This is a genomic window from Glaciimonas sp. OK215 (assembly GCF_057787885.1).
In genome coordinates this window covers 4,584,725-4,610,226 of the sequence record NZ_CM173544.1, presented here as the reverse complement: position 1 = coordinate 4,610,226, position 25,502 = coordinate 4,584,725, and the positions used below count along the sequence as shown (strand labels likewise).

The following is a 25,502-nucleotide window of genomic DNA, read 5'->3' as shown; positions in this document are numbered from 1 at the left end:
AATCAAACCCGACTCGGAGTATCGACATGACGACTCAAGCCACAACCCCATTCAAAATCGCCGCCATCCAGATGGTATCGACACCCGAGGTCGAGGAAAACTTCGGCAGCGCCCGCAGATTGGTCGCTGAGGCCGCTCACCAAGGCGCGCAACTGGTCTTGCTCCCGGAATACTGGCCCATCATGGGATGGCAAGACAGCGACAAAGTCGCCATCGCCGAAGCGCTGGGCGACGGCCCGATCCAGAGTTTCATGGCCGAACTGGCAAAAGAACACAACATCCACTTAATCGGCGGCACCTTGCCGCTGGTCTCGGAAGAAGCAGGCAAAGTCCTCAACGCCACTCTCGTGTATGGCCCTGACGGCCAGCGCGTCAGCCACTACGATAAAATTCACCTGTTCAACTTCACCAAAGGCGACGAATCCTACGACGAAGCGCGCACCATCTCCTACGGCAAAGACGTCACCACCTTCGACGCTCCGTGCGGCAAAGTCGGCCTCTCGGTGTGCTACGACCTGCGCTTCCCCGAGCTTTACCGCGCGATGGGCGCCTGCAGCTTAATCGTGATGCCGGCCGCCTTCACCTACACCACCGGCAAAGCCCACTGGGAAATCCTGCTACGCGCCCGCGCGATTGAAAACCAGTGTTACGTACTGGCGGCAGCGCAAGGCGGTGACCATCCAAACGGCCGCCGCACCTGGGGCCACAGCATGCTGATTGATCCATGGGGTGAAATTAAAGCGCTGCTGGCAGACGGTGAAGGGGTTGTCAGCGGCGACATCGACCCTCAATTCATGCAGGGGGTGCGGGAGAGTTTGCCGGCGTTGCGGCACCGCAAGTTGTGACCATACTTTTGAATGCAGGCCGGGTTCTGCCTGCCTGCAAACATCTCTGTAAAATGCTTGAGTCGAAAGAGCAATATTGCCCGTAGTAGTTTTTTCATCATCAGGGAGATATATGACTGAAAACGATATCCGCCGGAATGCATTTGCCATGCCGTTGCATAACCCTGCTTTTCCTCCCGGCCCCTACCGCTTTGTCGACCGGGAATTCCTGATTATTACTTACCGTACCGACCCCGTAGCGCTCAAGAAAATCATTCCTGCACCACTGCAATTTGTTGAGCCTGTCGTTAAATTCGAATTCATCAAGATGCCGGATTCAACCGGCTTCGGTCACTATTGTGAATCGGGTCAGGTGATTCCGGTAACGCTGGACGGTGTAGCCGGGGGCTATGTGCACAGCATGTATTTGAATGATCAGCCGCCGATTGCCGGTGGTCGCGAGTTGTGGGGTTTTCCGAAGAAGATGGGTGAACCGCAGCTAAGAGTGCATAAGGATACGATGGTCGGCACGTTGTCTTACAGCGACATCCAGATTGCCATTGGCACCATGGGATACAAGCACAAGGCGCTGGACAACGACACCATCAAAAAATCGCTCGAAGCGCCCAGCTTCCTGCTGAAGATTATTCCTCATGTCGACGGTACGCCGCGCATTTGCGAAATCGTTCAGTACAGCCTGACCGATATTACGATCAAGGGCGCCTGGAGCGGCCCCGGCGCACTGGATCTGCGCCCGCACGCACTGGCGCCGATAGCCGATTTGCCGGTACTCGAAGTACTGTCTGCGGTACACATTTTGTCCGATCTGACTTTGCCGCTAGGCACTGTTGCTTATGATTATCTCGCCAACTCAAAGTAAAGGAATGCCATGTCTCTCAAAGATAAAGTCGCACTGATTACGGGTTCAGCCAGCGGTATCGGTAAAGAAATTGCCATTGAATACGCGCGCGCCGGCGCCAAGGTAGTGATCGCCGATCTGGCGCTGGACGCCGCGACCGCGACCGCCAACGAAATCACCCAGGCCGGCGGTACGGCAATGGCGGTTGCCATGAATGTTACCGATGAAGCGCAGGTTGACAAAGGCATCGCAGATGCGGTTGCCGCCTATGGCAGCATCGACGTGCTGATCAGCAATGCCGGGATTCAGATCATCGCGCCTATCGTCGATTCGACCCTGGATAACTGGAAAAAAATGCTGGCGATTCACCTGGATGGCGCTTACCTCACCACGCGTGCGGCCATGCGGGAAATGATCAAGGCCGGGAATGGCGGTTCGATCATTTATATGGGATCGGTACATTCGCATGAAGCGTCGCCGCTGAAAGCACCGTATGTCACTGCCAAGCATGGCCTGATCGGGTTGGCAAAAGTGGTCGCCAAGGAAGGGGCCAAGAACAAGATTCGCGCCAACGTCATTTGTCCGGGCTTTGTTCGTACCCCGCTGGTGGAGAAGCAGATTCCGGAGCAGGCCAAGGAATTGGGGATCACCGAAGACCAGGTGATCAAGAACGTGATGTTGAAAGATACCGTTGACGGTGAGTTCACCACTGTGCATGACGTCGCACAGACAGCGATCTTCCTTGGCGGCTTCGAGTCAAATGCGCTGACCGGACAATCGATAGTCGTCAGCCACGGCTGGTTCATGCAGTAGCAGTATTAGTCGCAGTCCCGCGCAAGCTGGCAATCGATACTTGCCAGCTTGTGATGCAACTTCGGCATGCCGCTCAAAAGGCATTGGGTTTGTAGCCGTGTTGTCTACCGGTCCGGAAAAATGCTTCAAATGCCTGTTGGCATTACGTTAGACCATTCAGCTTCGGTCCATTTGCTGCATATCCCAATCGGATGCTCTACAATCCGTCTTAATCTGTCCACATCGCAAGGCGCTCAACAATATGAAACCATTTGAACCCAATCTCGGCGCGCTCGCCGTCGCTCGCGATGTTCTGCTGACCCCGTTCGGCCTCGATGAATCCAGCCTGCAAAAAGCATTGGCGACCATGTTTACGCACAAGGTGGATTACGCCGATCTGTACTTCCAGTTCACCAAGAGCGAAGGCTGGAGTCTGGAGGAGGGCATCGTCAAGACCGGCAGCTTCTCGATAGATCAGGGCGTCGGCGTACGTGCGATCTCGGGCGACAAAACGGCGTTTTCCTATTCCGATGAAATCTCCGAGCGGGCATTGCGCGACGCCGCTATCGCTACCCGTACGATTGCACGTCAAGGCGCCGGCAAGGTCAAAATTGCCGGCACCATGCAGCAAAGCGGCGGCCGTTCCCTGTATCTGCCGAACGATCCTCTGGTATCGCTGGACGCCACTGAAAAAGTAAAATTGCTGGAGCGTGTCGAACGCATCGCCCGCGCCAAGGATCCGCGCGTCGTGCAGGTCATGGCGGGCCTGGCAGGTGAGTACGACGTAGTGCTGGTGGCGCGTAGCGACGGCGTTATCGCCGCCGATATCCGCCCGCTGGTACGTTTGTCTGTCACCGTTATTGCGGAACAGGACGGCCGTCGTGAAATGGGGAGCAGTGGCGGCGGCGGCCGTTACAGCTATAGTTATTTTACGGATGCCTTGCTGGAAAAGTATGCAGCTGAAGCTGTCGCTTCGGCATTGGTGAACCTGGACGCACGTCCGGCGCCGGCCGGTCCGATGACGGTGGTGCTTGGCAATGGCTGGCCCGGGATTTTGTTGCATGAAGCGATTGGTCACGGACTCGAAGGCGACTTCAACCGCAAGGGTTCCAGCACATTCTCCGGCCGCATTGGCGAGCGGGTTGCGGCCAAGGGCGTGACGGTGGTGGATGACGGCACGCTGGCGGATCGCCGAGGTTCGCTCAACATCGATGATGAAGGCAATCCAACCCAGTGCACCACGCTGATTGAAGACGGTATCCTGAAAGCGTACATTCAGGACACCATGAACGCGCGTCTGATGAAGATGCCGGTGACCGGCAATGCCCGTCGCGAATCGTTCGCCCATATACCGATGCCGCGCATGACCAATACTTACATGCTGGCGGGCGACAAAGACCCGGCCGAGATTCTGGCGTCGGTCAAAAACGGCTTGTATGCGGTGAACTTCGGCGGTGGCCAGGTCGATATCACCAACGGCAAATTCGTGTTCTCGGCGAGTGAGGCCTACATGATCGAGAACGGCAAGGTCACTTATCCGGTCAAGGGCGCCACCCTGATCGGCAACGGTCCTGACGTATTGCATCGCGTCTCGATGATCGGTAACGACATGCGGCTCGATCCGGGCGTTGGTGTCTGCGGTAAAGAAGGTCAAAGCGTGCCGGTTGGCGTGGGGCAGCCGACGTTGCGGATTGACGGCGTGACGGTTGGCGGAACTGCCTAAAAGAACAGGGACAGAAGATGGCGACAGCGCTTGTTAGCGGCGATAAGCCGGAGTTGCAGTGGTCGTGGCTACCGTTTCACGCGTTGAGTGCGGTGCAGATCTACGACCTGCTGGCGTTGCGTCAGCGTGTGTTTGTGGTTGAGCAGGCTTGCGTCTTTCAGGACGCGGATGGCATTGATCCGGAATGCTGGCATGGTCTTGGTTATCTGGCCGATGGCTGCCTGGGAGCCTACGCGCGCATCGTCCCGCCAGGTTTGGCTTATCAACAGCCATCCATAGGCCGGGTGGTGACCGCACCGGCTTTACGCGGCGTCAACGCCGGTCAGCAGTTGATGGATCAGGCAATGGCACAGGCCGCTCGCCTGTTCCCGGGGCATGCCATCAAGATTGGTGCGCAGGCGCATCTGCAACGTTTCTACGGCCGTTTTGGCTTTGAAGCTATTGGCGAAGTCTATGACGAAGATGGCATTCAACATATCCTCATGGTGACCAAAGGTACGCTGGCAGTCGCCGCAGTTGAAGCAGCGCAGATTTCCGGAGAAGGGTAGCGGTCAGTCGCATTCGGTTATTTTGTTGCCGATTGGCATTGATTTGTTTCGCGAGTGGCAATTTCCGTCGGTGTGCCTCACTATTTTTTCAGATGGTGGCCTGAGCGGACTTGCCAAATTTTCAGAATTGCTGCACTATCTGACACAGATTTTCAACTTGTTACCCAAAAAAATGTCTTTTGCACACGCTTACTTTTATTTTTACTTTAGCTATTCCAGCCCCACGGCGGTGAAAAGCGGTAAGCGTTCGTAATAACGGAACAAACCGAAATTTCAAAAAAACCGCCCGCGATGGCGGTTTTTTTATACCCAGTCACTTTTGAGCCAGGAGAAAAAAATGCCACGCACCGACGACTTGCGCATTCGAGAAATGAAAGAGTTAACCCCCCCATCCCATTTGATCCGCGAATTTGCTTGCTCCGAAAAAGTCGCTACGACGGCGGCCGATTCGCGCATTGCGTTGCACCGCATTTTGCACGGTCAGGACGATCGCCTGATGGTGGTGATCGGTCCTTGCTCGATCCATGACACCAAGGCAGCGATGGAATATGCGCGTCGTCTGGTCGGAGAGCGCGACCGTCTGAAAGGCGAATTGGAAATCGTCATGCGTGTGTATTTCGAAAAGCCACGCACCACCGTTGGCTGGAAAGGTCTGATCAACGATCCGTACATGGATAACAGCTTCCGTATCAACGATGGTTTGCGTATGGCGCGTGAGCTGTTGCTGAACATTAATGAGCTGGGTCTGCCGGCCGGGACCGAATTCCTCGATGTCATCAGTCCGCAATACATCGCCGACCTGATCAGCTGGGGCGCGATTGGCGCGCGTACCACCGAGTCGCAAGTGCACCGTGAACTGGCATCCGGCCTGTCATGCCCGGTCGGCTTCAAGAACGGTACCGACGGCAACGTCAAAATTGCAGTTGATGCAATGAAAGCAGCATCGCAGCCGCATCACTTCCTGTCGGTCACCAAAGGCGGTCACTCGGCGATTGTGTCGACCAACGGGAATGAGGATTGCCACATCATTCTGCGCGGCGGTAAAGCGCCGAACTACGATGCCGCGAGTGTCGACGCCGCTTGCAAGGACATCGCCGCCAACGGCCTGGCGCAACGCCTGATGATCGATGCATCGCATGCGAACAGCTCGAAGAAGCCTGAAAACCAGATCCCGGTGTGTGCCGATATCGCCAGTCAAATCGCCGCCGGCGACGATCGTATCGTTGGCGTGATGGTCGAGTCGCATCTGGTCGCCGGTCGTCAGGATCTGGTGCCGGGCAAGGAATTGACCTACGGCCAGTCGGTGACCGACGGTTGCATCAGCTGGGAACAAAGTATTGCCGTGCTGGAGGGATTGGCTGAGGCGGTCAAGCAACGCCGTTTGCTGAAGAGTGTGGCGTAAATAGACCTGTTGGACGGCATGCCTTCCTGATAGGTGAAAAGGGTCTGTCCGGTTATCCGAACAGACCCTTTGTGTTGTAATCCGTTATCAGAATCGTTTGGTCAGTACCATCATGTCGCCTTCGCGGCGCATCTCGGTGCGATTCAGGAATGACATGCCGAGCAGTGCAAACGACAGGCCATTTTCCTGCACCACGGCATCGACCTGATTCAGTTCGATATCGCCGATTTTTACCGTATTCAGCTGGACACGGTAAGCCGATGTCAAGCCGTTGGCGGTGTTCATTGTGGCTCTCTGGCCTTTCTTATAGTCGATGCCGAGCCGGATGGCATCGGCCGCCGGCAATGCAATCACGGTTGCGCCGGTATCCACCAGCAGCGTCATGATGCCGCCGTTGATCTGGCCCTGCGCGACGAAGTGACCCTGGCCATTGACCTTCAATGTCGCACTGGCGCTGGCACCTGGCGCACTGCGGCTGACGAACTCGCCGATACCGATGATCTGGAGCTTGCCTTTTACCAGCAGCGACGCGGTTGAGCCGGTGACGGCAGTCAGGCGGACTTCTCCGCCGATGTTGTCACCGACCGAATAGGTTTTGGGCGCGGCGCCATCAATGACCAGCACCGCCTTGCCGGGAAACAGGCCAACCACGCCGATGTCGGTTGCTTGCGCCGCTAGCGCCGTGGTACACAGCAAAACACTGGCAGTCAGGGTGAGCAAGCGCATGGGCTTCGACTTTCCGGGAACGGAGATTGACTGCAGATGGGCAGAAAAGGATGGCTGGCCAGCGCTTTTCCGCGATTGAGATCGTCCAGACTATGGGGATTGGTTAGTCGCGGAAATTATTGAATTCCAGCGGCAGGTCCGCAATTTCCTTGCGCAGCATCGCCATCGCCGCTTGCAGATCGTCGCGCTTGGCGCCGGTGATACGGACCGCGTCACCCTGGATGCTGGCCTGTACTTTCAGCTTGCTGTCTTTTACCACGCGGACGATTTTCTTGGCATCCTCGGATTCGATGCCGTTCTTGATCTTGATGACTTGCTTGACCTTGTCGCCGCCGGTTTTTTCAATCTTGCCGATATCCAGAAAGCGCACATCGACATTGCGTTTAACCAGCTTGCCGGTCAGCACGTCGCGTACTTGTGCCAGTTGAAATTCGGAATCGGCGTACGCCGTCAGATCGCGTTCTTTCAGTTCGACGCGGGCATCGCTGCCTTTGAAGTCGAAGCGGGTGGCGATCTCTTTGCTGGCCTGATCGACGGCATTCCTGACCTCGACGAGATTGGCTTCTGAGACGGTATCAAATGATGGCATTTTGGGTATTTCCTTAATAGTTTCTGATTGCTTGCTGCTAATTTTGCTGTGCGGTCCGCTGCATGACTTGTCATCCACCGCACATTCTATCCTGCATTCTAGCGGACAAGAAACCGGGTGGCTATGTCTTAACTCCTTACACTTAGCTATGTTGCTGCGACTTGCGTCTATAATCCCGGGGCTATGAGCTCAATCACCATCCCCGACACCCTGCCGCCAGCCGATTTGCCGGTACAGACCAATTTTTCACTGCGCGCGTTCAACACCTTTGGTATAGATGCCAAGACTTACGCCTATTTGCCCGTGTCTTCAGTCGCTGATCTGCAACGGCTTGGCACCGACCCGAAATTGTCGCAATTGCAGCGTTTGGTGCTGGGCGGCGGCAGCAATTTGGTGCTGACCCAGGATTTTGGCGGGTTGGTGTTGCATATCTGCAATCAAGGTATTCAGATCGTCGGCGAGGATGCCGATGCGACCTATGTCCGTGCAGCGGCCGGAGAAAACTGGCATGGCCTGGTGCAATGGACGTTGGCGCAAGGATTGGGCGGCCTGGAGAATCTGTCGCTGATTCCTGGCAACGTGGGAGCGGCACCGATTCAAAATATCGGTGCCTACGGCGTCGAGATGCAAGACCGGTTTCATGCCCTGACAGCATTTGATTTCGTTACCGGCGAGATCCTGACCCTGCACTGTGAAGATTGTGCTTTTGCCTATCGCGACAGCGTATTCAAACATCGCTTGCGCGACCGCGCCGTCGTGCTCGATGTCACGTTTGCACTGCCCAAGCGCTGGCAAGCCGATGTGCGTTATGGCGAGGTCTCTCAAGAGTTGGCGGCGCGCGGCATCGAGACGCCTGGCGCGAGCGACATCAGCACCGCCGTGATCGCCATCCGCACGCGCAAGTTACCCGATCCTGCAGTGTTCGGAAACGCCGGCAGTTTCTTCAAGAATCCGATCGTTCCCGCGCCACAACGCGATGCATTGCTGGCGCTACATCCGCAACTGGTCAGCTATGCGCAAGCGGACGGCCGTTTCAAACTCGCAGCCGGCTGGTTGATTGATCAATGCGGCTGGAAAGGCCGGACGCTGGGACCGGTGGGAATGTATCAGAAACAGGCGCTGGTGCTGGTGAATCTGGGCGGCGCCAGCGGACAGGATGTGGTGCGCCTGGCGCAAGCGGTACAGGCTGATGTGATGGCGCGCTTTGGCGTGGCGCTGGAGCCTGAGCCGATTTTTGTGTGATCAAAAAAGGGCATTCGATAAATCGAATGCCCTTTTCAATTGGCATGGCGCTTCCTTGCCGTTGCAATGTTATGCGTAATGACAAACGTAGTTGACGGTCTCGATAGTTTCAATCTCGAAGCTGGAATTGGCCGGAACATCAAAGCGGTCGCCGGCGACATATTTGGTCCACAGTTGCTGCCCTTTTTGGCGCACGCGGCAGATGCCGCTGGTGACGTCCATTACTTCGGCTACGCCGGTATTGAATGTCAGTGACGAAGGCAGGATGACGCCCAGGGTTTTTTTGCTGCCGTTGGCGAGGATGATGGTGTGCGAAACACATTTTCCGTCAAAGTAGACGCTGGCTTGTTTCAGGACGGATACGTGATCGAATTGCGCGCTCATGGGAGAACCTTGTCGTGGTGGAATGGGTGAAAGTAATAAAGCCGGCACAATTATGCCAAATTTCAAGGCGGGATCTACTATTTCAATGAGTCAAATTTCTTCAGGTCGCGGCATCCTGCTGTCGTTGGCGGCCTCGTTCATGTTCGCATTCCTGTCCGGCTACGTCACGCTGTTATCTCCGCTGAACGGCAACGATCTTTTCGCGTGGCGCATCCTATGGACATTTTTGGGAATCCTTTTTTTCGTCGCCCAACCAAAACACCGGACATCTTTAGGTGAATTTGCGGCGCGTTTAAGGAGAGAGCCGCGGCTGTGGCTGATGCTGCCGGTCAGTGCGGGTTTGATGGGAATACAACTGTGGCTTTTCACTTGGGCGCCGCTGCATGGCAGGGCGACCGATGTGTCGCTAGGCTACTTTGTTTTGCCGCTGGCGATGGTGTTTACAGGACGCGTTGTTTACCGCGAGCACCTGAATTTGCTGCAGTGGCTTGCGGTTGGTTTCGCCGCATGCGGGGTTCTGCACGAATTCTTGATTGCACAGGCTTTTTCATGGCCGACGTTATTGGTCGCGCTGGGTTATCCGCCGTACTTTATGCTGCGCAGAAAAATCAATCTGGAGCCGCTGATCGTTTTTATCGCCGAGCTCACTTGCATCTTGCCGCTGGCGCTGCTTTTTTTGTACTTCAGCAATCCGCCTCTCGGCATATTGCTGGCCGAACCGCGGTTCTGGTTGCTGTTGCCAGGTTTGGGCATACTCAGTGCAGTCGCGCAAAGTTGCTATTTACTCTCGTCAAGACTGTTGCCGATGGCGGTGTTCGGGCTGTTAGGCTATGTCGAGCCGGTTCTGCTGTTGGTGGTGGCGTTGCTGTTTCTCGACGAGCCATTCTCAAGCGGGCGCCTGTGGACTTACGGGCCGATATGGATTGCGGTCGCGCTGATGGCGTTTCATGGCGCCGTTGTGTGGCGCAACAAGCCGGCAGAATTGCGTGCCTGAGAATGTGTTCCCTGGCTGTAACAATGAATTAGTTTGCGCAAAAAAAGCCCCATAGCGATATGGGGCTGATTTATTGCATCACTTGATGGGCATCAAGTGACTTTCCGTGACTGCCTCAGCTTTATTGTCCGCGCTGGTTACGCGCATTCGCGGCAATCCGCAGACGCAATGCATTGAGCTTGATGAAGCCGCCGGCATCCGCCTGGTTGTAAGCGCCGCCGTCTTCGTCGAAAGTAGCGATCTTCATGTCGAACAGCGAATCGGTTTTGGAATCGCGCGATACGACGATCACATTGCCTTTGTACAGCTTGATGCGGACCCAGCCGTTGACGCTTTGTTGGGTCTGGTCGATCAGGGTTTGCAGTGCGATACGCTCTGGAGCCCACCAGAAACCGTTATAAATCATCGATGCGTAACGCGGCATCAGATCATCCTTCAGATGGGCGACTTCGCGATCCAGGGTGATCGATTCAATTGCACGATGCGCGCGCAACATGATGGTGCCGCCTGGGGTTTCGTAGCAGCCGCGCGATTTCATGCCGACGAAACGGTTCTCGACCAGATCCAGACGACCGATGCCGTGCTTGCCGCCGAGACGGTTCAACTCAGTCAATACCGTGGCCGGCGACATGCGCTGGCCGTTCAGTGCAACGATGTCGCCTTTTTCGTATTCGATGTCGAGGTATTCGGCTTGATCCGGTGCGGCTTCCGGGCTGACGGTCCAGCGCCACATGCTTTCTTCGGCTTCGGCACTTGGGTTTTCCAGATGACGGCCTTCGAAGCTGATGTGCAGCAGGTTGGCATCCATCGAATACGGTGCGCCGCCTTGCTTGTGTTTCATGTCGATTTCGATGCCGGCGTCTTCTGCGTATTTCAGCAGTTTTTCACGCGACAGCAAATCCCACTCACGCCACGGCGCAATGATCTTGACGTTTGGCATCAGTGCATAGGCGCCGAGTTCAAAACGGACCTGGTCGTTGCCTTTGCCGGTCGCACCGTGCGAGATCGTGTCTGCACCGGTTTCACGCGCGATGTCGATCAGGCGTTTGGCGATCAACGGACGCGCAATCGAGGTGCCCAGCAGGTATTCGCCTTCATATACGGTATTGGCACGGAACATCGGGAACACGAAGTCGCGCACGAATTCTTCACGCACGTCGTCGATGTAGATGTTCTCCGGCTTGATGCCGAACTTCAACGCTTTTTGACGCGCCGGCTCCAGCTCTTCACCCTGGCCCAGATCGGCGGTGAACGTGACGATTTCACATTGATAGTTATCTTGCAGCCATTTCAAAATGACTGAAGTATCGAGGCCGCCAGAATAGGCGAGAACTACTTTTTTTACGTCGCTCATGGTTCGCTTTCTAATGTTTCAGTGTTGTTTAAGTGTGTGGCATTCACCCGGCGTTGAATCGTCATTATGCCGCTTCAGATGCTGCGTGGCATACCGCTTCAATGTGCTGGCCCGGGTGTCAGGAATCGAGTTTTCCCACCACCAGGTATTCCAGCAGCGCCTTCTGTACGTGCAGTCGGTTTTCCGCCTCATCCCACACGACTGACTGCGGGCCGTCGATGACTTCGGCCGAAACTTCTTCGCCGCGATGCGCCGGCAGGCAATGCATGAAGAGGGCATCCGGCTGTGCACGCGACATTTTGGCCTGATCGACGATCCAGCCGTCGAAGGCTTTCAGGCGTGCGGCGTTTTCAGCTTCGTAACCCATGCTGGTCCAGACGTCGGTCGTGACCAGGTGCGCGCCGGCACAAGCTTCCGACGGGTTGTCGAATAAGGTGTAGTGCCGGCTGTCGGCGCTCACCAGGGTCGGATCGAGGTCGTAGCCCTTGGGGGTCGAGATATTCACGTGGAAGCCAAATACCTGCGCCGCCTGCAACCATGAATACAGCATATTGTTGGCGTCGCCGATCCAGGCGACGGTCTTGCCGGCGATGGAGCCGCGCTGTTCCACGTAGGTGAACACGTCGGCCAGTACCTGGCAGGGATGATGTTCGTTGGTCAGGCCATTGATGACCGGCACGCGCGAGTTGGCAGCGAAGCGTTCGATGATGTCCTGACCGAAGGTACGGATCATGATGATGTCGCACATCCGGGACATCACCTGACCGGCGTCTTCAACCGGCTCGCCGCGCCCGAGCTGGCTGTCGCGCGTATTCAGGTAAATTGCCGCGCCGCCGAGCTGATGCATGCCGGCTTCGAACGACAAGCGGGTGCGGGTCGAGTTTTTCTCGAACACCATGACCAGCGTGCGGTCGAGCAGCGGATGGTGCGGCTCATAATTCTTGAACTTGCGTTTGATGACGCGGGTACGTTCGATCACGTACTCATACTCATCCAGCGTGAAGTCGGAAAACTGAAGGTAGTGTTTGATTGCCATAAATGAAAACGGCGGCCAGTGTTGGACCTGCCGCCGAAGTTTCTAACCTGTTCGATTATAAGGGATATTGCTTAAAAAGATACCCTGTCAGATGGCGTTCTGATGGTTGCCGGCGGCAGCGCTGCGGGACGGGCTCAATATAGCGTTTGTGATGATTCATGCAATAGTTGTTTGTACAACTGATGACGCATGGCGGCAATTTTTCCCTCCTGCAGCGCCTGCAGGACGGCGCAATTCGGCTCTGTCAGGTGATGGCAGTTGTAGAATTTGCACTTGCCAAGGAACGGTTCAAATTCGCGGAACGCCCGTTCCAGCATGCCTTCGCTCAGTTGGTACAAGCCAAACTCCTGAAATCCCGGCGAGTCGATGATGGTGGTTTCGTCGTTGGCGGAGGGATTGACCTCATACAGTCGGGTGAAGGTCGTGGTGTGTTTGCCGGTATCCAGTGCCGCTGAAATTTCCCTGGTGGCAATAGCGGCATCCGGCACGATCAGGTTGATGAGCGATGATTTTCCCATGCCGGACTGGCCGATCAGGATCGTCGATTGGCCTTGCAGCAGCGGCATCAGGGTTGCGATGGTTTGCTCCGGCATGCCGATGGCCGACACTTCATGTACCGGATAACCAAGGTTGGCATAGGCGCGCAGGCGTTCGCGTGTTCTTGGCAGGGAGGCAACGATGTCGGTCTTGTTCAATATGATGTGGGCGGCTATGCCCGCCGCTTCGGCCGCAACCAGCGCGCGCGAAATCAGATCGTCGGAAAAGCCGGGTTCGGTTGCCACCACGATAAATAATTGCGTGACGTTGGCTGCCAGCAACTTGGATTTGTACTGATCCGAGCGGTATAACAGGCTGCGTCGTTCAGCGATCGACTCGATCACGGCCTGATTTTGCGAGGTCATGTTCAGATTGACCTTATCGCCGACTGCCACATCGCTCTTCTTGCCACGGGTCACGCAGTGCAGTTTCAACATCTTGGCATCCACCGTCGCATGGACCAGATAATGGCGGCCATGGGCGGCGATGACGACACCGACGGCGCTGGCGATGCTGGCTTTTGCAGCTTTGCCAGGCTTGGGTTTGTAGTGATCAACCATGTGTCGCGATCGGTTTTGCAGCGATCAGTTTTTTAATGCGCACCGCAGCGGGCGGATGCGAATCGTAGAAAGCCGAGAACAGCGGGTCCGGCGTCAGCGTCGAGGCATTGTCCTCGTACAGTTTCACCAGCGCTGTAACCAGATCGTCGGCGTTGGTATATTTGGCAGCAAATGCGTCTGCTTCGAATTCATGTTTGCGTGAAGTGATCGATGACAGCGGCGACAGCAGGAAGGTGAAAACCGGCAGTGCCAGCGCGAACAGAATCAGCGCCATCGCATCGTTATTCGACAGGTCGGACAGCAGTAACGGATTGACACCGAGGCCGGTGAAGAACCACAGCTGTTGCTTCAGATAACCCAGCAAGGCCAGGAATACTAACGACACCGCGAATATCACGACGATGCGCTTGACGATGTGCCTGAGCTTGAAATGGCCCAGTTCATGTGCCAGCACAGCTTCGATTTCATGCGGCGCCAGGCGCGCCAGCAGGGTATCGAAAAAGACGATGCGCTTGCCTGCGCCAAAGCCGGAGAAATAGGCGTTGCCATGGGCGCTGCGCTTGGAGCCATCCATGACGAACAAACCTTTGGACGCAAAGCCGACGCGCTGCATCAAGCCCTCGATACGCGCGCGCAGGCCGGCGTCCGTCAATGGGGTGAATTTATTGAACATCGGTGCGATCACGCTCGGGTACAGCACCAGCATCAACAGCTGAAAACCGCTCCAGACCAGCCACGCATAGAGCCACCACAGGTTGCCGGATTTTTCCATCAGCATCAGCACCACCCAGATCAGAGGCAGGCCAATTGCAGCGCCGAGCAGGGTGTTTTTCAGCAGATCGGTAAAAAACAGTTTCGGGGTCATTTTGTTGAAGCCGTAACGGGCTTCCAGCACAAACTGTTTGTAGTATTCGATCGGCAAGTCGATCACGCCGGAAATCAGCGCAAAGGCTACCAATAAGCCAATTTGATAGGTCATGCCGGGACCGGCCCAGCCAAACAGCGCGCCGGACAGCCATTGCAAGCCGCCCAGCAGCGTGAAGCCGATCAATACCGTAGCATTGACCAAGAGTCCAAACAGGCCGAATTTAGTCTTGGCGATGGTGTAGTCTGCAGCTTTTTGATGCGCTGCCAGCGGGATTTTTTCAGCGAATTCAGCCGGTACCGCGCTACGATGATGCAGCACATGACGAATCTGGCGTGAACCGAGCCAGAAGCGTACCGATAGGCTGATTGCCAGGAAAACTACAAATAATACCGAAAATGCAAGTGAAGACATGTTGCCCCGATGTGAGAAAATACGCGGCTTACGCGCGTTTCCCAATAAATAGTAAAGAGAACAATTATGTCACAAGCTATCGACTCATCTACTGCATCTGCTACTGTTGTGACACCGGTGCGTCCTAACGAATTCAACTTGATCTGGGTTGATATGGAAATGACCGGTCTCGACCCGGAGGCTGAACGTATCATCGAAGTGGCTGTGGTGGTCACCGATCCGCAGCTGAACATTCTGGCCGAAGGCCCTGTGTTCGCCATCCATCAGCCGGATGAATTGCTGAATGGCATGGATGCCTGGAACAAAGGTACGCATGGCCGTTCCGGTTTGATCGAGCGCGTGAAAGCCTCTACCGTGACCGAAGCCGATGCCGAAGCCGAGCTGCTAGCCTTCCTGCGCAAATACGTGCCGAACGGTAAATCACCGATGTGCGGCAATACCATTTGCCAGGACCGCCGCTTCATGGTGCGGACCATGCCGAAGCTGGAAGCATTCTTCCACTATCGCAATCTGGACGTGTCGACGCTGAAGGAGTTGTGCCGCCGCTGGAAGCCGGAACTGGCTAGCGGTTTCAAGAAGCACCAGAAGCATACTGCGCTGGCGGATATTCTGGAGTCGATCGAAGAGCTGAAATACTACCGCGAACATTTCATCAAAGGGTAAATCCTGTGATTGATTGAACCGGCAGGATGAGTGGCGCGCAGGGCTACCCATCATCCTGCGTTGAGTGGTGCGCTATTGCAACGTCACTCTTCGGCTAAACCGGCGCCGCAGCACTTCTTGAATTTCTTGCCGCTGCCGCAGCCGCACAAATCATTGCGTCCGACTTTCGGCGTTTCGCGCTGGATGGTTTTGACGGCCGATTTACGGTTGGGCAGCCAGTAACGATAAATTTCGGGGATCGCTGCTTCGACTTCAACCGTCAATTTGTGGCGCTGTATCGGATCTTCGCGCAGCTTCATTTCCTCTTCTTCCAGCTCTTCGGCGCCGAGCAGATAAATCGGCCGCACCACGGTAGCCAGATTCGACGTCCAGATCGGTTCCCAGGCTTTGGCGCGCAGGTTGATGCCTTCCCAGAAGCCCCAGGTCCATGCTTCGCCATCCAGCAGCGGCTTGCCTTCGTGCTCGAATTCGCAAAATAGCGGTTCGTATTCCTTGGGCGCAACCTCCAGCGTCACCGCGATTTCGTTCATGTAGCGAGCGATCAGGCCGACGGTGCGTTCGAATTCCTTGTCCGATTTGAACTTCGGCGCATCTTTCAGCGATGGCCCCCACACGTGCGGCAACCATTCGCCCAGCAAGACTTGCTCCGGGCCGACTACCAGTGCCGTCAGATAACCGTGCAAGGTGTCCATCGTCATGCTCTCTTCGCCGCAGCGGTCGGACAGCAAAAAGTCGTCTAATTCGTCAAATTCTTTATCTGATAGCGGTTCGTCAAGTTCCATCGTGATGCCTATTTAAATAGTGAGTGATAAGTAGTGGGGGAGGCGGATTTTACGATTGAAATGCAGCGACGCTGCAAAATAGCGTCAAAAACATCTGCATTCACCGGATCCATGACGCGATATCAGATCTCGATGCTGCCGCTTCCGATGTCAGTCACTCTACCACCGACTTGAATTGTGCGATTCATTGGGCTTCGCAAGCGCAACCCAAGCTGCACATTACAATTTCTCTGCCTCGAAATTCAGCTCAACTCCGTTACCGGCGGGATCTTTAAAGAAGATTTGCGTTTGTCCGGTCAACGGAACGTAAGCCACTTTAAACGGTACCCGATGCGCTTCCAGTCGCGCTGCCATTTCTTCCTGCTCGACACAGCTGAAGGCGATGTGATCGAAAGTAGTGGGACTGCTACCCTGGACGTCGCCGGCTAATGCTTCGGTCAAATGCAGAATATCGCGGCCACCGGCGTATAGCCAATAACCAAAACTGGTGAAGGGCGGGCGCTCGCCTTGTTCGAGGCCGACGACGTCGCAATAAAATTCCCTGAGTTGCGCCATCAGGTCACGTGGAGCACGCAGATTGAAATGATTCAGGGCAAACGCTGGCATTGGAAAGATTCCTGTCGGTGTGGTGTTAAGGATAACGGTGGAGCTTGCAGCGTAGTGTAATCGGTTCAGGTAACTCTGCATGTCGCAGAAGTTAAGGCGGCCGCGACGGTATAGCGGCTTACAATAGCCGACATGAATACACTCACTCCCGCATCATTTTCGACCCTGACCCCCGATACCGTACTGGACGCGCTTGACAGCATAGGCTTCTATGGCGATGGCCGGTTACTGGCACTCAACAGTTATGAAAACCGTGTGTATCAGATCGGTATGGAAGATGGGCCGCCGGTCGTGGCCAAGTTTTATCGACCGCAGCGCTGGAGCGATGCGGCGATTCTGGAAGAACATGCGTTTGTGCAGGAACTGGTCGAACGGGAAATTCCGGTAGTGCCGGCTTCGGCGAGTGCGGATGGCAGCACCTTGCATCAGTTCAATGGCTTCAGATTCGCTGTTTTTCCACGGCATGGCGGTCGTTCGCCGGAGCTGGAGGATAGCGCGACGCTGGAATGGCTGGGGCGATTTTTGGGACGGATTCATGCCGTGGGGCGGCTGGCGACTTTTCAGCATCGGCCAACGCTGGATATCAGCACCTTCGGGATTGAGCCAAGCAGTTATTTGCTGGACAGCGGTTTTGTGCCGGAGGATCTGCTGGCGGCATATCGCAGCACCGTAACGCAGGCGCTGGACGGTGTGCGCCGCTGTTTTGAACGTGCCGGCGAGATTGGCGCGCTACGCTTGCACGGCGATTGTCATGGCAGTAACGTGTTGTGGACCGACGCCGGGCCGCACTTTGTCGATTTCGACGATAGCCGCATGGGGCCTGCGGTGCAGGACTTATGGATGCTGTTGTCGGGGGAGCGTCAGGATATGACGCGGCAGTTGTCCGATCTATTGGCCGGCTATGAGGATTTTTGCGATTTCGATCCGCGTGAACTGCATCTGATCGAGGCGTTGCGGACCTTGCGCCTGATCCACTATTCGGCATGGATTGCGCGCCGTTGGGATGATCCGGCGTTTGCGGTGGCGTTTCCCTGGTTCAATACGCAGCGGTATTGGCAGGACAGGGTGCTGGAATTGCGCGAGCAGATTGCGTTGATGGATGAGCCGCCGTTGTGGCCGGCTTGATGGGCGGCATCAGTGCGCCACCGATGTGGAAAACACATTCAGTACCACCACGCCGGCCACGATCAGGCCGATACCGATCAGCGCCGCCGTATCCAGCGTTTGCTTGAACACCAGCCAGCCGATCATCGCAATCAGTGCAATGCCGATTCCCGACCACATCGCATAGACGATAGAGACCGGCAGTGAGCGCAGTGTCAGCGACAGGAAATAGAACGCGATCAGATAGCCGGTGACGACCACGATCGAGGGCATCAGGCGGGTGAATTCGCTGCTGGCCTTCAAGGCGCTGGTGGCGATAACTTCTGCGATGATGGCGATACCCAGATAGAGCCAATGCATGTATTTTTCCTTGTGCGCCGGTGCCGGCGCGGGTTGTATGAAGTGCGTATAAAAACGTCCAAAACTGCAGGGCGCCGCTATCGAACCATCCCGAGTCCCCCACATGATAGAGATAAAACGCATTTGCGCTAATGTATTAACGACCGATTTTTGAGCGAATGCGGCGTTGTCGCATGACCGATAACAACTCAGGGCAAGTCGATTTCCGCGAACAACGCTGTCACGAAATCGACAAATGCCCGCACCTTGGCGGACAACTGATGGCTGCGGTGATACACCACCGATACCGGTGGCCCTGGCGTACTCCAGTCGGCCAGCAGCGGTGTCAACTGGCCGGTGCGTATGTGCGGATTGAGCGACAGCGACAGCAACTGGATAATGCCGGCGCCGCTGGTGGCCGCATGAATCAGCGATTCGGCGTGATTGATGGAAATCCGGGTTTGCGGGTTCCAATCGATCTGCTGCTTGCCTTTGCTGAAGGTCCACGGCACGTCCTGGCCGGTGTTCGGATGGATAAACGACAGGCAGCGGAAGCGCGCCAAGTCCTGCGGCATCTGTGGCGTGCCGTGACGCGCCAGGTAGTCCGGCGACGCGCAGCACAGATTGGTGGTCTGATAAATCCGTCGCGCCACCATGCTGGAGTCTTTCAGTTCACCGATACGAATCCAGACATCGCCACGTCCTTCCACCACATCCACCATGCGGTCGCTGACGTTCATGCGCACCGTCAGGTCAGGGTACTGCTCGGTAAAGCGCGCCAGCGCCGGCGCCAGATAAATGCGGCTGACGACTGTCGGCACGTCAACCCGCAATACCCCCTGCGGTGTCGCCCGGCCACCCTGGAGGGCGTCTTCCAGTTCCGTCATGTCGCCCAGCAGCCGCTGCGCCCGCTGGTAACAACTATGGCCGTCGTCGGTCAGTGACAGTTTGCGCGTGGTCCGATTCAGCAGGCGTACGCCAAAATGCCGTTCCAGACTGGAGATATGGTTGGTAATCGACGCGTTTGACAGCTCCAGTTGCTCGGCGGCACGACTGAAACTGTTGAGCTCGACGACCTGGCAAAACACACGCAGGGATTCAAGGCGGTCCATCGCGGCGCTCCATGATTATTTATCAAAGTTAAAAAATGATTTTAATTATTGCCTATTTTTCTGTAAATGAAAAATGCGCATAATGCTTGGAAAGTTGGGCGCTAATGATCCGGCGCATATAAGCTTGACTACAAGACCGCACGCATAACCGTTACCACGGCCAGCAATCCATAAGGAGATCACGAATGCCCCAGTTACTGCACAGCGACGCTGACGGTTATCAGTATCAATCCGGTTTTTGCAATGACTTCGCCACCGAGGCTTTGCCCGGGGCGCTGCCGGCAACCCAGAATTCACCCCAAAAAGTGTCGTACGGTTTGTATGCGGAGCAATTGTCCGGCACAGCCTTCACCGCACCACGCGCGCAGAATCGGCGCTCATGGCTGTATCGGATTCGTCCGGGCGCGATGCATCACGCTTTTCAGGCGCTGGACCACGCGTTGTTGCGCAGCGGACCATTCAACCAGGTCGCGGCCTCGCCCAATCAGTTGCGCTGGGATCCGTTACCGCTGCCTGCGCCAGAGCAAGGCACCGATTTTGTCGATGGTTTGGTGACCGTCGCGGGGAATGGCGACGCGGCGACGCAGGTGGGAATGGGCATCCATTTGTATGCCGCCAATCGTTCCATGCATGAGCGCTTCTTGTATGACGCCGACGGTGAATTGTTGATCGTGCCGCAGCAGGGACGTCTGCTGGTCCATACTGAATTCGGGATACTCGATGTCAAGCCGGGAGAAATTCTGGTGATCCCGCGTGGCGTGCGCTTTCGTATGGTGCTGCCCGATGGCGAAGCCCGCGGTTACGTCTGCGAAAATTACGGCGCGCAATTTCAATTGCCCGAACTGGGGCCGATCGGTTCCAACGGCCTGGCCAACGCCCGTGATTTTCTGGCACCGGTGGCGGCCTACGAAGAGCGCGAAGGAAACTTCCAGCTGGTGGCAAAATTCGGCGGTCGGCTATGGTCTGCCGCGATAGCGCATTCGCCGCTCGACGTGGTGGCGTGGCATGGCAATTACACGCCTTACAAGTATGATCTGAGCCGCTTCAACACGATCAACACTGTCAGTTTCGACCATCCCGATCCGTCGATTTTTACCGTGCTGACTTCACCGTCGGACACCGCCGGCACCGCGAATGTCGATTTCGTGATCTTCCCGCCGCGCTGGATGGTCGCCGAAAACACGTTCCGGCCGCCGTGGTTTCATCGGAATGTGATGAGCGAATACATGGGCCTGGTGCACGGCACCTATGATGCCAAGGCCGAAGGCTTCGCTCCGGGCGGCGGCAGTCTGCACAACTGCATGAGCGGCCACGGTCCCGATGCCGCGACTTTCGAGAAAGCCAGTAGCGCGACCCTGGCACCGCAGCGCATCGACAATACGCTGGCCTTCATGTTTGAGAGCCGCTACCTGATTCACCCGACCCGCTTTGCGCTCGATACGCCGCTATTGCAAAAGGATTATCTGGCTTGCTGGCATGGACTGAAAAAGAATTTTACCGGACGGCTGTGATCTTCAATGACGCCATCTTTCCATGAAACACCACTCACCCAACAACGGGAGTCCCACGATGCATACCAATGACCCGACGCTGAAGTCTTTTATAGCGACCAGCCCCGAATCCCATTTCCCCATTCAAAACTTGCCATTCGGCATCTTCAGCACCGTGGAAGATCCGACCCCGAGGGCAGGCGTGGCGATCGGCGACCAGGTGCTGGATCTGGCCGTGCTGGCGGATGCCGACCTGCTGCCCGAGCCGTCGGAGATCTTTCGCAGCGGCAGCTTGAATCAATTCGTTGCATTGGGTCACGCCACCTGGCGCGCGACGCGCGACACGATCAGCCAGTTACTGCGTCACGACAATCCGCTGCTGCGCGATCACCAGGCATTGCGTGCCATTGCGCTGCAGCCGCAAGATCAGGTCACGCTGCACCTGCCGATGGCAATCGCCGGCTATACCGATTTCTATTCGTCCAAAGAACATGCCACCAATGTCGGTACGATGTTCCGCGATCCGGACAACGCCTTGCTGCCAAACTGGCTGCACATCCCGATCGGTTATAACGGCCGCGCCAGTTCCGTGGTGGTCAGCGGCACCGCCTTGCATCGTCCGAGCGGGCAGTTGAAATTGCCGGGTGCCGACGCCCCGGTCTTCGGCCCCTGCCGGAAACTCGACTTTGAGCTGGAAACCGGGTTCCTGATCGGCCAGCCGAATGCGCTGGGCGAGCCGATCGATATCGAGGTCGCAGATCAGCATATTTTCGGCATGGTGCTGCTCAACGACTGGAGCGCGCGCGATTTGCAGCAGTGGGAATATGTGCCGCTCGGACCCTTCAACAGCAAGTCGTTCGGCACCTCGATTTCACCATGGGTGGTGACGATGGAAGCGCTGGAACCGTTCCGCGTGGCCAGCCCGGAACAGCAACCGGTACCGCTGCCGTACCTGCGGCAGCACACCGACAACGCTTATGACATCACGCTCGAAGTAACGCTGAAGACGGCCGAGTCGCGCGCTGCACAGACTATCTGCAAGACCAATTTCAAGGCCATGTACTGGACCATGGCACAACAGCTGGCGCATCACACCGTTTCCGGTTGCAATACCAAAGTCGGCGATTTGATGGGATCCGGCACGATCAGCGGAAGCACGCCGGATGCGTTTGGCAGCTTGCTCGAATTGTCCTGGAATGGGCAGAAGCCGCTGACGCTGGCGGATGGCAGCCAGCGTAGTTTTATTCAGGATGGGGATGAAATCGGCATGACCGGATGGTGTCAGGGCGACGGCTATCGGGTTGGTTTTGGTAGCGTCACCGGCAAGATCTTGCCGGCACGATGACGGAGCAGGGCGCAAGGCAGCTCTTCCGCCCTGCAACAAGCTTGTCGATCACAGCCAGATAATCGCTGCCACCACCCCGATAATCAGACCGAACTTGATCACGTAGTACAGCGGCTTGCTGAATTTCTTCAAGGCCCTGCGGTATTGGCCGGCGGCCCAGACGAAGCGGAACAGTTTGTTGATGCCGCCGGTTTCGTCGCCCGTCTCGTTCGGTGATGCCGCCGCACTCATCATGTGACGGCCAAGCCAGCGATTGACCGCCTGCGCCCAGCGATAGCGCATGGGGCGTTCGATGTCGCAGAAGATGATGATGCGATTGACGTCGGTACCGTTGTGCGCCCAGTGCATATACGTTTCGTCGAACACCACGCCCTTGCCATCGCGCCAGCTATAGCGTTCGCCATTGACTTCGATGAAGCAGCGGTCGTCGTTCGGCGTGATCAGGCCAAGGTGGTAACGCATCGATCCGGCAAACGGATCGCGATGCAAATTCAGTTTTCCGCCAGGCGCCAGTTCGGCAAACATCGCCGCTTTGACGCTAGGCGTGCGGCGCAATAATGCGACCGTTTTCGGACAAAACTGCTCGGCCGACGGATGGCTGGCGTCATACCATTTCAGGTAGAAACGTTTCCAGCCGGCCTTGAAGAACGAGTTAAACCCGGCGTCGTCGTTTTTTTCCGCTGCGCGGATTTTTTCCATGCCGGTCAGGGCCTGCGCCTCGTCGCGGATGGTCTCCCAGTTGTCTTCCAGTATTTTCAAGTCGCCAAAGGTGCTGGTCGGCAAATACGCGGTATTGGTCGGCACCTTGGAGAACAGGTACATCAGGATGTTGAGCGGCGCCATGATCGACGAGTGGTCGAACAACTGGCGGAAAAACGGCATCCGTACCTTGCCGCGGAAGTGCACGTAGATCACGGATAAAAGAAAAATACTAATCACTGCCCATTTCATGACAATGCGCTCCAATCCACAATAGTTGCATCAGGATCATCTAACGTTGGCGACGCCCAGGAAGGCAGGCTTACGTTAAATGCCGATGTGCAAAAAAACAATAAAAAATCAGTCTGAAATGCAATTAGCCGCCATTTTAGCCGCTTTGCATATTTTTCCCCGATTTTGACGATCCGGCGCTAAAGAGTGGGCCGATCAGGTTGCGCTGACGAATATTTCCAAGGCAGCTCTGGCGATTGCCGAACCGGGGATTTCAGTGCTAATATCGCGGCTTCCTTAGGGGAGTAGCCTTCTTGCAGTGGCTCGCCATTTGCAACGAGCGTATGTCAACATACTTGACGCTTTTCGTCATGGCATGCGCGACCGTCAGGTTTGGCAAGACCTTTGGTGCAATGTCTTTACCCGGCCGGGCGAAGACCTTGTGCCATTCGTCAGCGCCCGGCCCTCAGGATATCCCTTTATGCTTAAGCCCCGTTGCTTGCCTGTTGCACCTTCCCATCCGGCATTACCGCTATTCCCGCTTGACCAGGCTCCGGGCCGGCAAGGAGCGGCCGCATGATACTGACAATTGCATTGTTGCTGGGATCGGCGATTGTCATCTATCTATCCTGTGAGTTTTTCGTCAACAGCATCGAGTGGGTAGGGCGTCGGCTCGGCGTCGCCCAGAGCGTCGTCGGCACGGTGCTGGCTGCCTTCGGTACCGCGCTGCCGGAAACCGTCGTGACTTTCGTCGCGGTGGTGTTCGGCCGCGATGCCGCACATCGAGACATCGGCGTCGGTGCGGCGCTCGGCGGGCCGCTGGCGCTTAGCACGATTGCCTACGCGGTGGTTGGCCTGATGTTCATTCTGAACCGGAAACAGCTCGGCAGTATCCTCTTGTCGCGTGAAGATGGCGCACGGCTGAGTCGCGATCAAGCCTGGTTCATGGGGATTTTTGTCCTCAAGATCAGCCTCGGTCTGGTGGCTTTTGCAATCAAGCCCTGGCTGGGCCTGTTGTTCCTGCTGGCATATGGCGCCTATATCTGGGGCGAGATCCGCAAAGAAGACGGTGCCGATGTCGAGGTGCATGATCTCGATCCACTCAAATTCCGTCCCCACGATCCGCAGCCGGGTATCGGCTGGGCCGTATTCCAGACGCTGGTGGCGCTGATCGTCATTTTTTTAAGCTCGCAGTTATTCGTGGCGCAGCTCGAAGCGATGGCGCCGTGGCTGGGTATTTCACCGCATTTGACCGCGTTGCTGCTGAGTCCGATTGCAACTGAGCTGCCGGAAATCCTGAATGCAGTGATCTGGGTCCGTCAAGGCAAGCAAACGCTGGCCCTCAGCAACATCAGCGGCGCGATGATGATACAGGCGACGATACCAACCGCATTGGTGCTGATCTTCACGCCGTGGATGCTGGATGCCGCATTGATCTGGGCGGGGGCGATCACAATGGCCTCGATCGCCGGCTTGTATGTGTTGCTGCGCAGGCAGAGCTTGACTGGCGGCCGCCTGGCGCTGTTCGGCGTGCTGTATCTGGTATTTGCGGCGGGGTTGGCGCTGATTGGGGTGCGGTAAGCCGATCTGTTGCCGGGACGTTGAGTGGGTAACTTGGTGACGTGGTTTTAGTATTGTGTTTAGTAACAGCCTTAGCGATGACTGATCGAAATTGCTCTGGTATGTTACGCGATGGGATTTACTTCAACCATAAGGGTCGTTCTCATGACTGATCGTGACAGCCTCCGACTCGAGGAGCCTCAGATAAAATGGCTGGATTCCTATCGGAGTCTGGTACGGGAGTTTGTCGACCGCGAGGACCGCCTTATTCCGTTCACGCTTGCCTTTCCTAATCACGATTTCCAGGCGTTCTTGGAGAAACTGTCCGCATGCGCGAGAGGGGAGGAGCTTCCGGTTGGCTTTGTTCCTCACTCCACGTTCTGGCTTGTCCGGAATAACCTCGAAGTTGTCGGTGTGTCGAACTTGAGGCACGCACTAACCGACATGCTGCGTCGGGACGGCGGTGCCATCGGGTATGGTGTGCGACCGAGCGCGCGTTTGCGAGGTTATGCCTCAGCGCTTTTGCTGTGTACCCTCAAGCGAGCACGGGAAATCGGCCTTTCGGAAGTGCTGCTTACCTGCGCCAAGACTAACATTGGCTCCGTTCACACTATTCTGCGCTGTGGAGGTGTGCTCGAATCTGAAGAGTTCCTGCCGGATCGAAGCGAAATCGTACAACGTTATGTCATCGTTCTTGAGCATCCTGCCTAATATTGCGGCCG

General features: G+C 56.3%; 27 protein-coding genes and 1 riboswitch. Of the genes, 15 read left to right on the top strand and 12 right to left on the bottom strand.

What is annotated here, in order from left to right; translation table 11 throughout:
- Nucleotides 1-26: 26 nt before the first annotated feature.
- From AC3CHX_RS21355 to aroG, 7 genes are all read left to right on the top strand, one after another.
- Nucleotides 27-845 carry a carbon-nitrogen hydrolase family protein gene (locus AC3CHX_RS21355; protein WP_488630005.1) on the top strand — a complete coding sequence of 273 codons (819 nt, stop codon included), beginning with the start codon at nt 27-29 and terminating at the stop codon, nt 843-845.
- A gap of 112 nt (nt 846-957) precedes the next feature.
- On the top strand, nt 958-1,704 hold the full coding sequence (locus AC3CHX_RS21350) for an acetoacetate decarboxylase (protein ID WP_488630004.1): 747 nt from the start codon (nt 958-960) through the stop codon (nt 1,702-1,704).
- 9 nt (nt 1,705-1,713) lie between these two features.
- On the top strand, nt 1,714-2,496 hold the full coding sequence (locus AC3CHX_RS21345; RefSeq protein ID WP_488630003.1) for a 3-hydroxybutyrate dehydrogenase: 783 nt from the start codon (nt 1,714-1,716) through the stop codon (nt 2,494-2,496).
- A 241-nt stretch (nt 2,497-2,737) separates the two neighbouring features.
- Nucleotides 2,738-4,198, top strand: coding sequence for a metalloprotease TldD (tldD, locus tag AC3CHX_RS21340; protein ID WP_488630002.1), 1,461 nt, complete (start codon nt 2,738-2,740; stop codon nt 4,196-4,198).
- A 17-nt stretch (nt 4,199-4,215) separates the two neighbouring features.
- Complete coding sequence (locus AC3CHX_RS21335; RefSeq protein WP_488630001.1) at nt 4,216-4,746, top strand: GNAT family N-acetyltransferase; 531 nt, start codon at nt 4,216-4,218, stop codon at nt 4,744-4,746.
- On the top strand, nt 4,715-4,999 hold the full coding sequence (locus tag AC3CHX_RS21330; RefSeq protein WP_488644972.1) for a hypothetical protein: 285 nt from the start codon (nt 4,715-4,717) through the stop codon (nt 4,997-4,999). Before AC3CHX_RS21335 ends, AC3CHX_RS21330 begins: the two co-directional genes overlap by 32 nt.
- An 84-nt stretch (nt 5,000-5,083) precedes the next feature.
- Nucleotides 5,084-6,148, top strand: coding sequence for a 3-deoxy-7-phosphoheptulonate synthase AroG (gene aroG / locus AC3CHX_RS21325; RefSeq protein WP_488630000.1), 1,065 nt, complete (start codon nt 5,084-5,086; stop codon nt 6,146-6,148).
- A gap of 87 nt (nt 6,149-6,235) precedes the next feature.
- Here the strand turns inward: aroG and AC3CHX_RS21320 are convergent, their stop codons facing one another.
- A complete protein-coding gene (locus AC3CHX_RS21320) occupies nt 6,236-6,874 on the bottom strand; it encodes a retropepsin-like aspartic protease family protein (RefSeq protein ID WP_488629999.1) in 639 nt (212 codons plus the stop codon).
- 103 nt (nt 6,875-6,977) lie between these two features.
- Complete coding sequence (locus AC3CHX_RS21315) at nt 6,978-7,463, bottom strand: YajQ family cyclic di-GMP-binding protein (protein ID WP_488629998.1); 486 nt, start codon at nt 7,461-7,463, stop codon at nt 6,978-6,980.
- 183 nt (nt 7,464-7,646) lie between these two features.
- On the opposite strand from AC3CHX_RS21315, the gene murB reads away from it, so the two are divergent.
- Nucleotides 7,647-8,705 carry a UDP-N-acetylmuramate dehydrogenase gene (murB, locus tag AC3CHX_RS21310; protein ID WP_488629997.1) on the top strand — a complete coding sequence of 353 codons (1,059 nt, stop codon included), beginning with the start codon at nt 7,647-7,649 and terminating at the stop codon, nt 8,703-8,705.
- Nucleotides 8,706-8,774: 69 nt separating this feature from the next.
- Here the strand turns inward: murB and ppnP are convergent, their stop codons facing one another.
- The gene (gene ppnP, locus AC3CHX_RS21305; RefSeq protein WP_488629996.1) at nt 8,775-9,089 is read right to left on the bottom strand and encodes a pyrimidine/purine nucleoside phosphorylase; all 315 of its coding nucleotides are present in this window, start codon (nt 9,087-9,089) and stop codon (nt 8,775-8,777) included.
- A gap of 85 nt (nt 9,090-9,174) precedes the next feature.
- Here ppnP and rarD point away from each other — a divergent pair, with 85 nt between their 5' ends.
- Nucleotides 9,175-10,083: an EamA family transporter RarD gene (gene rarD / locus AC3CHX_RS21300; RefSeq protein ID WP_488629995.1), complete on the top strand. Its 909-nt coding sequence runs from the start codon at nt 9,175-9,177 to the stop codon at nt 10,081-10,083.
- A 121-nt stretch (nt 10,084-10,204) separates the two neighbouring features.
- Here rarD and AC3CHX_RS21295 read toward each other — a convergent pair whose 3' ends face one another.
- The 4 genes from AC3CHX_RS21295 to AC3CHX_RS21280 all read right to left on the bottom strand — a co-directional run bounded on the left by AC3CHX_RS21295 (nt 10,205) and on the right by AC3CHX_RS21280 (nt 14,849).
- A complete protein-coding gene (locus AC3CHX_RS21295) occupies nt 10,205-11,437 on the bottom strand; it encodes an argininosuccinate synthase (RefSeq protein WP_488629994.1) in 1,233 nt (410 codons plus the stop codon).
- 118 nt (nt 11,438-11,555) lie between these two features.
- Nucleotides 11,556-12,473 (bottom strand): ornithine carbamoyltransferase, encoded by a 918-nt coding sequence (gene argF / locus AC3CHX_RS21290; RefSeq protein ID WP_488629993.1) that lies wholly within the window; start codon nt 12,471-12,473, stop codon nt 11,556-11,558.
- Nucleotides 12,474-12,607: 134 nt separating this feature from the next.
- Nucleotides 12,608-13,570 carry a ribosome small subunit-dependent GTPase A gene (rsgA, locus tag AC3CHX_RS21285; protein WP_488629992.1) on the bottom strand — a complete coding sequence of 321 codons (963 nt, stop codon included), beginning with the start codon at nt 13,568-13,570 and terminating at the stop codon, nt 12,608-12,610.
- Complete coding sequence (locus AC3CHX_RS21280) at nt 13,563-14,849, bottom strand: M48 family metallopeptidase (protein WP_488629991.1); 1,287 nt, start codon at nt 14,847-14,849, stop codon at nt 13,563-13,565. Before AC3CHX_RS21280 ends, rsgA begins: the two co-directional genes overlap by 8 nt.
- A 66-nt stretch (nt 14,850-14,915) precedes the next feature.
- On the opposite strand from AC3CHX_RS21280, the gene orn reads away from it, so the two are divergent.
- Nucleotides 14,916-15,512, top strand: a complete 597-nt coding sequence (gene orn, locus AC3CHX_RS21275; RefSeq protein WP_488629990.1) for an oligoribonuclease — start codon at nt 14,916-14,918, stop codon at nt 15,510-15,512.
- A gap of 83 nt (nt 15,513-15,595) precedes the next feature.
- Here the strand turns inward: orn and AC3CHX_RS21270 are convergent, their stop codons facing one another.
- On the bottom strand, nt 15,596-16,294 hold the full coding sequence (locus AC3CHX_RS21270) for a UPF0149 family protein (protein WP_488629989.1): 699 nt from the start codon (nt 16,292-16,294) through the stop codon (nt 15,596-15,598).
- 219 nt (nt 16,295-16,513) lie between these two features.
- Entirely contained in the window at nt 16,514-16,900 is a 387-nt protein-coding gene (locus tag AC3CHX_RS21265) for a VOC family protein (protein WP_488629988.1), read from the bottom strand.
- A 132-nt stretch (nt 16,901-17,032) separates the two neighbouring features.
- Between AC3CHX_RS21265 and AC3CHX_RS21260 the strand changes: the two genes are divergently transcribed.
- Nucleotides 17,033-18,025 (top strand): serine/threonine protein kinase, encoded by a 993-nt coding sequence (locus AC3CHX_RS21260; protein WP_488629987.1) that lies wholly within the window; start codon nt 17,033-17,035, stop codon nt 18,023-18,025.
- Nucleotides 18,026-18,034: 9 nt separating this feature from the next.
- Here AC3CHX_RS21260 and AC3CHX_RS21255 read toward each other — a convergent pair whose 3' ends face one another.
- Together AC3CHX_RS21255 and AC3CHX_RS21250 are read right to left on the bottom strand one after the other, a co-directional pair.
- The gene (locus AC3CHX_RS21255; RefSeq protein WP_488629986.1) at nt 18,035-18,364 is read right to left on the bottom strand and encodes a DMT family transporter; all 330 of its coding nucleotides are present in this window, start codon (nt 18,362-18,364) and stop codon (nt 18,035-18,037) included.
- A gap of 188 nt (nt 18,365-18,552) precedes the next feature.
- Nucleotides 18,553-19,455 (bottom strand): LysR family transcriptional regulator, encoded by a 903-nt coding sequence (locus tag AC3CHX_RS21250; protein ID WP_488629985.1) that lies wholly within the window; start codon nt 19,453-19,455, stop codon nt 18,553-18,555.
- Between the two features lie 185 nt (nt 19,456-19,640).
- Here AC3CHX_RS21250 and hmgA point away from each other — a divergent pair, with 185 nt between their 5' ends.
- Both hmgA and fahA read left to right on the top strand, forming a co-directional pair.
- Nucleotides 19,641-20,966: a homogentisate 1,2-dioxygenase gene (hmgA, locus tag AC3CHX_RS21245; protein ID WP_488629984.1), complete on the top strand. Its 1,326-nt coding sequence runs from the start codon at nt 19,641-19,643 to the stop codon at nt 20,964-20,966.
- A gap of 58 nt (nt 20,967-21,024) precedes the next feature.
- Complete coding sequence (gene fahA, locus AC3CHX_RS21240; RefSeq protein ID WP_488629983.1) at nt 21,025-22,290, top strand: fumarylacetoacetase; 1,266 nt, start codon at nt 21,025-21,027, stop codon at nt 22,288-22,290.
- A 48-nt stretch (nt 22,291-22,338) separates the two neighbouring features.
- Here fahA and lpxO read toward each other — a convergent pair whose 3' ends face one another.
- Nucleotides 22,339-23,241: a lipid A hydroxylase LpxO gene (gene lpxO, locus AC3CHX_RS21235; RefSeq protein ID WP_488629982.1), complete on the bottom strand. Its 903-nt coding sequence runs from the start codon at nt 23,239-23,241 to the stop codon at nt 22,339-22,341.
- A 274-nt stretch (nt 23,242-23,515) separates the two neighbouring features.
- Nucleotides 23,516-23,688: riboswitch (yybP-ykoY riboswitch) on the top strand.
- A gap of 108 nt (nt 23,689-23,796) precedes the next feature.
- Here lpxO and AC3CHX_RS21230 point away from each other — a divergent pair.
- Together AC3CHX_RS21230 and AC3CHX_RS21225 are read left to right on the top strand one after the other, a co-directional pair.
- Nucleotides 23,797-24,801, top strand: a complete 1,005-nt coding sequence (locus tag AC3CHX_RS21230; protein WP_488629981.1) for a sodium:calcium antiporter — start codon at nt 23,797-23,799, stop codon at nt 24,799-24,801.
- 144 nt (nt 24,802-24,945) lie between these two features.
- Complete coding sequence (locus AC3CHX_RS21225; RefSeq protein ID WP_488629980.1) at nt 24,946-25,491, top strand: GNAT family N-acetyltransferase; 546 nt, start codon at nt 24,946-24,948, stop codon at nt 25,489-25,491.
- Nucleotides 25,492-25,502 lie beyond the last annotated feature (11 nt).